This is a genomic window from Zarconia navalis LEGE 11467 (genome assembly GCF_015207075.1).
GTDB lineage: Bacteria > Cyanobacteriota > Cyanobacteriia > Cyanobacteriales > Geitlerinemataceae > Zarconia > Zarconia navalis.
On sequence record NZ_JADEXN010000411.1, the window covers coordinates 1 to 5233 of the forward strand.

The following is a 5233-nucleotide window of genomic DNA, read 5'->3' on the forward strand; positions in this document are numbered from 1 at the left end:
CACCGGGGAAGCTGCGGTATATGCCTACGCGCGGCGGCTGCTGCGATCGAACCTGGAACGATATTTGACCGCCGGGGATCGCATCCGCGTCACGGTCATCTTACCCGAAGGGCGATCGCTCGCCCAGCGTACTTCCAATGCCGCTTTTGGCATCGTCGAAGGACTTTCGCTTCTGGGAACCACCGGCGTTTCCCAACCCCTCAGCGCGCCGGGACAACTAAACGCCTACCGGGAGGAACTGCAAGCCAAATCCCGTACCTTTGACGAACTTGTATTCTGCATTGGGGAAAACGGTCTGGATTTGGCGCAAAAAATGGGGATTTCACCCGATCGACAAATCAAAGTTGCCAACTGGATCGGCCCGCTTTTAGTCGAAGCTGGGTTACAAAAACTTAAATCTATCTTATTATTTGGCTATCACGGTAAAGCGATTAAGTTAGCCGGTGGGATTTTTCACACGCACCATCACCTAGCGGACGGTCGTGCGGAAATTCTAACTGCCCATTGTGCGAGTCTTGGAGTCCCCTCGTCCGTCGTGGGGGAAATTTTTGCCAGTGGAACGACCCAAGAGGCATTAGAGCGCTTGCGAAAGCTGGATGCAGATACGAATGGAGACTGGGTGGGGAGGGTATACGGCTCGCTGGCAGCTACTATCGATCGACGCGCTCGGGCTTATATTCAAAAGCACAGTAATATCAAAGTAGAAGTGGGTTCGATTTTATTCGATCGCCAGCGTCAAATTATCGTCAAAAGTGACATGGGCGTGCAGATTGTCGATCGCATTTGTTCTTAAGTCCAAATCGCTCTAAACTGATACTTTAAACAGGCTCGTCCGTAGTGTCTCGGACGTGTTTTGAGGTTATTCTTCCCACTGGCAAATGGTTCGATTCGCAAAAGTTGCCCGTGTTGCTAGAATTCACGATCGTCCCGATGGACGGGTTTGCGTGAGTCTCTTCAGTCTCCGAGTCGGTGAAGGATCGCTCCAGATTCTGTTTCGGACCCGATCGGACTCAGACAAGGGATAGAACTCAACCCCCGATCGAAGTTCTCGTATATCTAAACCCAACATCCACACATCTAATGACAGCACGAACTCAAACTCCCCAAGCGCTCCCCGATAATCCCGCCAACGATCGCGAACCCATCCTAGAAACCCAGCGTCAGCTCATTGTCATTTTGGACTTCGGTTCTCAATATTCCGAACTGATCGCGCGCCGGATTCGAGAAACCCAAGTCTACTCGGAAGTGTTATCCTATCGCACCACCGTCGAACAACTGCGCCAACTCGATCCCAAAGGGATTATTCTCTCGGGAGGGCCCAACTCCGTGTACGATCTCGGCGCGCCGGAATGCGATCGGGGAATTTGGGAAATGGGAATACCCATTCTCGGGGTTTGCTACGGAATGCAACTAATGGTGCAGCAGCTCGGCGGCACGGTGGAACGAGCCGAGCGCGGCGAATACGGCAAAGCGGCGCTGCACATTGACGATCCCACGGATTTGCTCACCAATGTTGAAGACGACACGACAATGTGGATGAGCCACGGGGACTCGGTGGCGCAACTCCCCGATGGATTCGAGATTCTCGCTCATACCGATAATACGCCCAACGCGGCGATCGCCCACCACGAACGCCAACTCTACGGCGTGCAGTTTCACCCAGAGGTGGTGCATTCCGTCGGTGGTTTGGCGATGATTCGCAACTTCGTCTACCACATTTGCGATTGCGATCCCACCTGGACGACGGAAGCATTCGTTGAAGAATCGATCCGGGAAATTCGGGCGAAAGTAGGGGAGAAGCGAGTGCTGCTGGCTCTATCGGGCGGTGTAGATTCTTCGACGTTGGCGTTTTTGCTCCATAAGGCAATCGGCGATCGCGTCACCTGTATGTTCATCGATCAGGGGTTCATGCGCAAGTACGAACCGGAGCAGTTAGTAAAGCTGTTTGCGGAGAAATTTCACATTAATGTCGAGTACATCAACGCTCGCGATCGCTTTTTAGAAAAACTCGACGGTATCACCGATCCCGAGGAAAAGCGCCGCCGCATCGGACATGAATTTATCCAGGTGTTCGAGGAAGAATCGAGACGACTCGGTCCTTTCGATTACCTCGCTCAAGGAACCCTCTATCCCGACGTGATCGAATCGGCAGATACCAATGTCGATCCCAAAACTGGGGAACGAGTCGCAGTGAAAATCAAAAGCCACCACAACGTTGGGGGACTGCCCAAAGATTTGCGTTTCAAGCTCGTCGAACCCCTGCGCAAACTCTTTAAAGATGAAGTACGCAAAGTGGGTCGCGCCATCGGTTTGCCCGAAGAAATCGTCCGCCGCCATCCTTTCCCCGGCCCAGGTTTGGCAATTCGCATCGTGGGAGAAGTGACGGCCGAACGGTTGAATATTCTCCGGGATGCGGATTTAATCGTGCGCCAGGAAATCAAGCGTCACGATATCTATCACGATTTCTGGCAGGCTTTTGCCGTGTTGCTTCCCGTCCGCAGCGTAGGGGTGATGGGCGATCGCCGCACCTATGCTTATCCGATCGTTCTGCGCTTCATTTCCAGCGAAGATGGGATGACGGCGGATTGGTCTCGGGTTCCTTACGACTTGCTCGAACTAATTTCCAATCGGATCGTGAATGAGGTGGATGGAGTGAATCGGGTGGTTTACGACATTACCTCCAAGCCGCCTGGAACCATCGAGTGGGAGTGATCTCAAATCCGGTTGAACGATCGTAATTCAGGTTGAGGAACTGGGAAAGCTGGGGGAGAAAGTTACTCGTGAGATTTGTATATTGTGGTCATTCAACCGGATATGACAGAAGAGGGATAACTTGTTACCCAGGGCGATCGCCCATCCTCCCAAGAAAGTAGGGGCGAACAACCGATCGCCCCCAAGCTAGTCCGAATACAGTATCGAACAGAGTTTTAACTTCCCCCTCCCCCAAAACTTAGTACGTGGGGATAGAAGAATCGACTTCTTGACTCCAGGCAGTGATGCCGCCTTTGACATTCGTTCCTTCGATACCGGCATCTTTGAGAATGGCTAGCGCTTTAGCCGATCGCCCGCCCATCTTACAATGAGCGATCAGGCGATGACCGTTGAGCAATTCCTTCACCTTCTCCACCCCGTCGCCCCGTTCGATATCCGGCAGGGGAACCAGTACGGAACCGTCGATTTTGGCAATGTCGTACTCGTTGGGATTGCGCACGTCAACCAAAACGAAATCGTCCGCACCGCTATCCATCAACTGCTTGAGTTCGGTGACAGTCATTTCTGGTAGTGCCATTTTCTGCTTCTCCTCTTCGGCTTTAGCTTGCGGGATGCCGCAGAACTGTTCGTAATCGATTAGTTTTTCGATAACGGGACGTTCGGGATTCGGTCGCAGCTTCAATTCCCGGAACGTCATATCCAGGGCATTGTAGAGCATCAGCCGCCCGCTGAGGGTATTGCCCTGTCCCAAAATGATTTTGACGGTTTCGGTGGCTTGAATCGTGCCGATAATCCCGCACAGTACCCCCAGAACGCCCCCTTCAGCACAAGAAGGAACCATTCCCGGTGGCGGCGGTTCCGGATACAGATCGCGATAGTTGGGGCCGCCTTGGTAGTTGAAGACCGTTGCTTGGCCTTCAAACCGGAAAATCGAACCGTAGACGTTGGGCTTATCGAGCAAAACGCAGGCATCGTTAACCAGATATCGGGTGGGGAAATTATCCGTTCCGTCCACGACGATATCGTAAGGTTCGATAATCTCCAGGGCGTTGTCCGACATCAGGCGGGTTTCGTATAGGTTCACCTGACAAGCCGGATTGATTTCGAGGATGCGGCTTTTTGCCGATTCGATTTTGGGCTTGTTCACCCAAGAAGTGCCGTGAATAATCTGACGTTGCAGGTTCGATCGATCGACGATATCAAAATCGACGATGCCGATGGTTCCCACACCGGCCGCCGCGAGGTACAGCAGCAACGGCGAACCCAGACCTCCGGTGCCGATACACAGTACCTTAGCTTCCTTGAGGCGCTTTTGCCCGTCGAGTCCGACTTCCGGCAGAATCAAGTGGCGGGAGTAGCGTTCGTATTCGTCTTTAGTGAGCTGGATGTCTTCCAGATTCGGATTGAGCATGGTAGTCCATGTCGTGCAGATGAAGAGCAGACTAACATCCTAGTCTAAATCGTTGCCGGTGGTTGTGGGTCTTCGCAAAAGTTCTTAATATTCGCCGGAGTCTGTTTGAGGCGATCGCGATATCGATCGTATCGTACTGCGTCAAACGAGGTTGAACGAAGGATGCACTTAACATTACCCCGATAACCATTACCCCGATCGCGATCGCCCACCTATCTCTTATCGAGCACTCAAACAACGCTTTTGCATATAATCTCTCAGGAGGGGGGACAAGCTAAAACGATCGGTAATTTTTTCGATGATTTGTCGTGCTTGCAATAACCTTACAGATTCTAACAAGATGACGGTTGAGATAGAGGGTGAAATTTGCGATCGCAGATCTGCAAACGAGAAGGGAGTCTCTTGAGTGGCTAGAACTCTCATCACATCTTTCTCTAGAGCTGAAAAATCCTCAAACTGTCGATCTAATACCTCGTGAATTTCATTGAAAATCATCGTATTGTACCTAAAAAAGTCTGCGATGCTCCCATTAAACAAACGCTTTATGGTGGTGGCAACAATGTTAAGAATTAAGGGATTGCCACCATAATAGTCAACTAAGCGACTCCATTGAGCTGGTTTTTTTCCGAATATCCCCTTCTCACTCAACATTTGTTGAATTTCTGTAACTTGCAATCCCCGAATAGGTAAAGAACGAATCCCTGAATTATTTCCGGCGAGCAACTGAATATATTTCGGTTCTGCTCGACTGGTTAATACCACACAGCTTTGATGTCGTCCTTCTCCCAGTTGCCGAAACAGCTCGAAATAGATCTGAGAATCAGGAAAGTATTGTTCTGTTAGACCATTTTTAATGATTTTTTGTGGAGTATGTTTTTGTAGAATCGATTCAACATCATCGAGAACTAATAAACAGCGTTTTTGCCTCAAAATATCGAGTAGTTTACTAACTTTAGTACCGATAGTTTCTGGAAGGTTTGTGTAGGACTGGGGAGCGAGTTGATGAATCAAGTCCTCTAAGAATTGACCTAAAGGCACAGGGGAATAGTCTCGCGTCATCGACCGGAAACTGCGCCAAATCACGAACTTGAATTCATGCTGCACCTGTTC

Annotated in this window: 3 protein-coding genes and 1 pseudogene; 2 read left to right on the forward strand and 2 right to left on the reverse strand. The window is 50.7% G+C overall.

All coding sequences use genetic code 11. From position 1 onward, the window contains the following. Both cbiD and guaA read left to right on the forward strand, forming a co-directional pair. On the forward strand, nt 1-793 hold a 793-nt coding region (gene cbiD / locus IQ235_RS18225), incomplete at its 5' end, for a cobalt-precorrin-5B (C(1))-methyltransferase CbiD (RefSeq protein WP_264322836.1). Between the two features lie 287 nt (nt 794-1080). Beyond that, nucleotides 1081-2712 (forward strand): glutamine-hydrolyzing GMP synthase, encoded by a 1632-nt coding sequence (guaA, locus tag IQ235_RS18230; RefSeq protein WP_264322837.1) that lies wholly within the window; start codon nt 1081-1083, stop codon nt 2710-2712. Between the two features lie 238 nt (nt 2713-2950). Here the strand turns inward: guaA and moeB are convergent, their stop codons facing one another. Beyond that, on the reverse strand, nt 2951-4123 hold the full coding sequence (gene moeB, locus IQ235_RS18235) for a molybdopterin-synthase adenylyltransferase MoeB (RefSeq protein ID WP_264322838.1): 1173 nt from the start codon (nt 4121-4123) through the stop codon (nt 2951-2953). Between the two features lie 219 nt (nt 4124-4342). Continuing rightward, a pseudogene (locus tag IQ235_RS18240) lies at nt 4343-5233 on the reverse strand (hypothetical protein); the annotation flags it as partial.